Annotated in this window: 5 protein-coding genes and 1 pseudogene; 1 reads left to right on the forward strand and 5 read right to left on the reverse strand. The window is 67.9% G+C overall.

The annotated features are described in order from the left end of the window. The 4 genes and pseudogenes from H0W38_RS16305 to lysM form a co-directional block, all read right to left on the reverse strand. Positions 1-377: pseudogene (locus H0W38_RS16305) on the reverse strand (putative DNA-binding domain-containing protein); the annotation flags it as partial. Next, on the reverse strand, positions 301-1,332 hold the full coding sequence (locus H0W38_RS16310) for a DUF692 domain-containing protein (RefSeq protein WP_292456007.1): 1,032 nt from the start codon (positions 1,330-1,332) through the stop codon (positions 301-303). The gene H0W38_RS16310 and the pseudogene H0W38_RS16305, both read right to left, overlap by 77 nt. Positions 1,333-1,393: 61 nt before the next feature. Then, a complete protein-coding gene (locus H0W38_RS16315; RefSeq protein ID WP_292443843.1) occupies positions 1,394-1,681 on the reverse strand; it encodes a hypothetical protein in 288 nt (95 codons plus the stop codon). A gap of 160 nt (positions 1,682-1,841) precedes the next feature. Next, complete coding sequence (gene lysM / locus H0W38_RS16320; RefSeq protein WP_292456009.1) at positions 1,842-2,345, reverse strand: peptidoglycan-binding protein LysM; 504 nt, start codon at positions 2,343-2,345, stop codon at positions 1,842-1,844. Between the two features lie 217 nt (positions 2,346-2,562). On the opposite strand from lysM, the gene H0W38_RS16325 reads away from it, so the two are divergent. Next, positions 2,563-3,591: a diguanylate cyclase gene (locus tag H0W38_RS16325; protein ID WP_292456011.1), complete on the forward strand. Its 1,029-nt coding sequence runs from the start codon at positions 2,563-2,565 to the stop codon at positions 3,589-3,591. Between the two features lie 59 nt (positions 3,592-3,650). Here the strand turns inward: H0W38_RS16325 and H0W38_RS16330 are convergent. Next, positions 3,651-5,074 (reverse strand): deoxyribodipyrimidine photo-lyase (locus H0W38_RS16330; RefSeq protein ID WP_292456013.1); only part of this gene is annotated, 1,424 nt, incomplete at its 5' end.

Here is a 5,074-nt window from a genome sequence, read left to right on the forward strand (position 1 = left end):
GCTGGAACTCGAGACCGACCCGCGCCCAGTCCTCGGCGGGCAGCGCTGCCAGCTCGTCCAGGCCGAGCACCGGCGCGTCGGCGGCATCGAAGGCGCGGCGCAGGGCCCCGTCGAGCGAGGCCAGCTCGCCGATGTCGGGATCGTTCGGGCAGGCTTTGAATAGCCAGTCGGCGAAGGCTGCACCGAACCAGCGCAGGTTGGAATCAGTGGACGGGTGCGCCGCCACATAAGCGCGCGCGGCAGCGTCGAAGCCCGTCGCCCAGATAAGCGAGGGTGTGGCCGTAGCCGTCGCGCAGCGCGTCAATCAGGCGGGCGCGGTAGGCGTTGTGATAGATCGCCAATCGCCGCTCGACGCCGATTCGGCCGCCCTGGGCCACCGCGCCGGCGAAGTCGCTCGGCTCGTCCAACAGGTGGCGCTGGAACGCCCCCTGCAGCGCTTCCAGACCGATCGAGGTGGCCGTGGGTGTCATGCAGCCTCGCAGTAGGCGCGGGCCAGGGTTTCGGCCGCAATGGTTCGGGCGGTGTGGAGCTCGCCCCGATCAGCTCCGGCAGCGGCGGGATGCGGTCGTCGCGCTCGATCATCGTGGCCACGTTGCCGAAGCGCTTCAAGGCGGCCCGGTAGAGCGCCCAGACGGGATCGGCCACCGGATGGTCGTGGGTGTCGATCAGGTGGTCGCCGTGATCGGTGTGGCCGGCGAGGTGAATCTGCTGCACGCGGTGCGCCGGCATGGCAGCCAGGTAGTCGAGCGCATCGAAGCCGTGGTTGACGCTGCTCACGTGTATGTTGTTGAGGTCGAGCAGCAGCAGGCAGTCGGCCTCCTCGCACACCCGGTTCACGAACGCCCATTCGCTCATGCTCGAAGAGCGGAACTCGAGGTAGCTCGACACGTTCTCGATCAGCAAGCGCTGGCCGAGCGCGTCCTGCACCTGCTTCAGGTTGCGCACCACCACCTTCAAGGCCTCCTCGCTGTAGGGGAGCGGCAGAAGATCGTGGATCTGGCGGCCATGCACGCCCGTCCAGCACAGGTGATCCGAAATCCACAGCGGCTTCACGCGGCGGGCGAGCGCGGCCAGCGCCTTCAGGTGCTCGGGATCGGGCCCCGCCACCGAGCCGATGGACATCGAAACGCCGTGCATCACCATCGGGTAACGCGCGCGGATGTCGTCGAGCATGCGCAGCGGCTTGCCGCCAGGCACGAGGTAGTTCTCGGCAATGATCTCCAGCCAGTCCACCGGCTGTGCTGCTTGGAGAAAAGCGCCGTAATGGGCGGTGCGCAGGCCCAGGCCGAAGCCGGGGGAAGGCGAGGTCAGCGGGGGCAGGGCGGGCGTCATGGTGGATGTGCAGCGCCCCGATGCCGCGATGAGGCGCCGGGGCGTCGTTCGCTCGTGACGCTTACTTGGCGGCGAGGTCGCCGATGGTGCCGCCCGCCTCGAAGCAGGCTTTGGCGGCCATGCCTTTGAAGCCGTGGCCCTTGCAGCCGTTCTGGCCCTTGCAGGCGTTCTCGGCGGTCTTGCAGTCGCTGTTGCCCTTGCACTCGTGCACGCCGTAGCAATGCACCTTGTCGCTGGCGGCCACCGCCAGGCCCGAACTGCCTGCCGGTGCCTGAGCAGCGAAGGCCGCGGTGGACAGGGCGAACAAGGCGGCGGCACAGGCCAGCGAGCTGGAAGAGGTCTTGGTCATGAGGGAGGCTCCGGTGAACGTGATGGATGGGGGACAAGCTGCTGCGACCGGCAGCGCCGGTGCACGCACAGCGGGTCGGATCGACCTGCCCCCAGCAGTCGCTCAGCGTTGAGCGCCCTTTTCAAGCGGCGCGAGAAATCTTTTCCCGCGCGGCTTGCCGTCAGGCTTGCGGCGGAATGCGCAGCACCTGGCCGGGGTAGATCTTGTCGGGGTGCGACAGCATCGGCTTGTTGGCTTCGAAAATCACCGTGTACTTGTTCGGGCTGCCGTAGAACTCCTTCGACACCTTCGACAGGGTGTCGCCCTTGACGACCGTGTAGTACTTCGCCTCGGCGGTCGGCTCGGCCACGGTGAGCATGTCGTTGACCGAAGACACGCTGGCGACGTTGCCGCAGCACAGCAGCACCTTCTCCTTGGTTTCCTGATCCGGCGCCTGGCCCGACACGGTGACGGTGCCGCTCGCGCCGTCGAAAGCCACTTTCAGGTCGTCGACCTTCAGGCCCATGCTGCCCACGTAGGTGGCGATCGCCGCGCCGGCCTTCTCGTTGAGCTGCGCCACGTTTTCGGGGCTCGGCGCTTGCGCGGCCGCTTCCGGCGCCGCCTTGGCCTCGCTTTTGCCGAACAGCTTTTCGCCGGCGTCCTTGATGAAACTCATCAAACCCATGGTGCATTCCTCGCAAGTTGATGGAGTGGCCACTGTAAGACCTGTTCAGGACGGTGGTGTGACCCGGGCACTGCTGCGCAGGGGGCAAGGCCGGCCAGCCGCTCGGGCAGGCCGATCGGTGACTAATCGCCGGGGGCGGGCCCCGTGTCACGGTCCGATCCCTTCAGAGAGCGGCGCCGCCGCCGATGACCGAGACAGCATTCACCGCCCAACCGCCATGCCCGACTTCATCGGCTCTGTCGTGCGCCTCACCGGCTACCGCGACCGCGACCTCATCAACACCACCATGGTGTCGATGCTGGCCGACTGGCTCGCCCCGCTGGCGATCAGCCTGTACCGCAGCGTCGGCGAACCCACGGACCTGCGGATGCTGCTGCAGGCGGGCCAGCAGCGCGGTCAGCCGGCACTGCGCGGCGATCCGCCGTGGGCGCCGCTCGATGCGTTGCCGGCGGCGCTCGATTGGCCCGAGCACCACGGTGCGCTGGTCACCGGCGAGCCTGTGCTGGGCGTGCCGACGAAGCGCTGCGACGAGGCCGGCGCGCCGGCGCTGCTCAACGTGTTCCCGATCTGGATGGGCCAGCAGCGCTTCGGCGTGGTTGAGGTGGTGAGCGAGAAGCCCTTGAGCGACGAGCAGTGCAAGCTGGTCATCGGCTTGCTGCAGGTCTATCGCAACCACATCGGTCTGCTGGACTACAGCGAGCACGACATGCTGACCGGCCTGCTCAATCGCAAGACCTTCGACGCACAGTTCGCAAAGGGACTCGGCGCCGTGGGGCGGTCCTCGGCGGGTGCCTCCTGTGCGCTGTGGCTGGGCGTCATCGACATCGACCACTTCAAGCGCGTCAACGACGCGTTCGGCCATTTGATCGGAGACGAGGTGCTGCTGCTGGTCGCGCGCCTCCTGCGAAGCGCTTTCCGCCACGGCGACCGGCTCTACCGTTTCGGCGGCGAAGAGTTCGTGGTGGTGCTGCGCGCCGAAGAACGCGCTCACGCCGCGCTTGCCTTCGAGCGCTTTCGCACCCGCATGGAGACGTTCGCCTTCCCGCAGGTCGGCCCCGTGACCGCCAGCGCCGGCTTCACGCGGCTTCGCCCGCTCGACATCGCCAGCGGTGCTTTCGAGCGTGCCGATCAAGCGGTCTATCACGCCAAGCAGAACGGCCGCAACCGCGTTTGCTGCCACGAGCTGCTGGTCGAATCGGGCGAGCTCACCGACACGGGCAAGAGCGGCGAGATAGAGCTGTTTTGAGTCTTCGAAACGCGCACTCGCCGTGATCGGCGCGAGCAGCGCCTTTTCCGATTCCGCGTCTACTTCGCCGCCTTCACGACCGCATAGCGCTCCAGCGTCTTCGCGCGTGCCACGTCGTGTTCCACGACCGGCTGCGGATAGTCCCGGCCCAGCTCGATGCCGGCCGCGACCAGCTCCACCGGCTTGGCGCGCCACGGCGCGTGCAGCAGCGCATCCGGCAGGGCGGTGAGCCGCGGCAGGTAACGGCGGATGAACTTGCCCTGCGGATCGAATTTCTCGCTCTGCGTGACCGGGTTGAAGATGCGGAAGTAGGGCTGCGCGTCGCAGCCGGTGGAGGCCGCCCACTGCCAGCCGCCGTTGTTGGCAGCAAGGTCGTAGTCGTTGAGCTTCTCGGCGAAATAGCGTTCGCCCCGGCGCCAGTCGATGCCGAGGTCCTTGGTGAGAAAGCTCGCCGTCACCATGCGCAGGCGGTTGTGCATGTAGCCGGTCTGGTTGATCTGCGCCATCGCCGCGTCGACCAGCGGGTAGCCGGTGCGGCCTTCGCACCAGGCCGAGAAGAGGGCGTCGGCGCGCTTGCCGTGTTCCCACTTGATCTTGTCGTATTCGGGCTTGAAGCTGGCGTCCACGACGCGCGGGTGGTGGTGCAGCACCTGCTGATAGAACTCGCGCCAGATCAGCTCCGAGAGCCACACCTCGGCCCCGCGTGCTGCTTTCGCGGAGGGCGCACGCATGCGGTCCCAGGCCAGCGCGGCGAGCTCGCGCACCGAGACTGTGCCGAAGCGCAGGTGGACGCTCAGATAGCTGGGCCCCTTGACGGCAGGGTAGTCGCGCGCCTCGGCGTAGCGGTCGATGCGCTCGTCGTCCACGAAGTCCTCGAGGAGTGCTTGTGCGCCGGCGCTGCCGGGGGGAAGTTCGAGCGTCGACAGGTTGGTCGTTTCGAAGCCGATCTCGGCCAGCAGCGGCACGCCGCCGCGTTCGCCCGCGGGCAGCGGCGCGAGCGCCGACGCATGGCGCTCCACCGGATAGGCCTGCAGGTAGAAAGGCTCGAGCTTCTTGAGCCAGGCGTTCTTGTACGGCGTGAACACGCCGTAGGGCTTGCCGGCAGCGGTGAGCAATTCGTCGGTGTCGAACACCACCTGGTCCTTGCCGGCATGAAAGGCGATGCCGGCGTCGGCCAGCGCGCCGCGCACCTGCGCGTCCCGGGCTCGGGCTTGCGGCTCGTAGTCGGCGTTGGCATAGACCGCCTGCACATGCAGGGTCGTTGCCAGGCGCGCGATCTCCTCGACGGCACGGCCGTGGCGCACGATCAGGCCGACGCCCTGGGCACCGCTGGCGAGGCCCAGGGCCCGCAATTGCGCGTCCAGATCGACGAGGCTTTCGCGGATGAACTCGACGCGCCGGTCGCTGCGCGGCAGCGGATCGAGGATCTCGCGGTCGAACACGAAGGCGCACCAGACTTGCCGGGCCGCACGCAGCGCGTGGT

Source organism: Methylibium sp., from assembly GCF_013817365.1.
Classification (GTDB): domain Bacteria; phylum Pseudomonadota; class Gammaproteobacteria; order Burkholderiales; family Burkholderiaceae_C; genus Methylibium.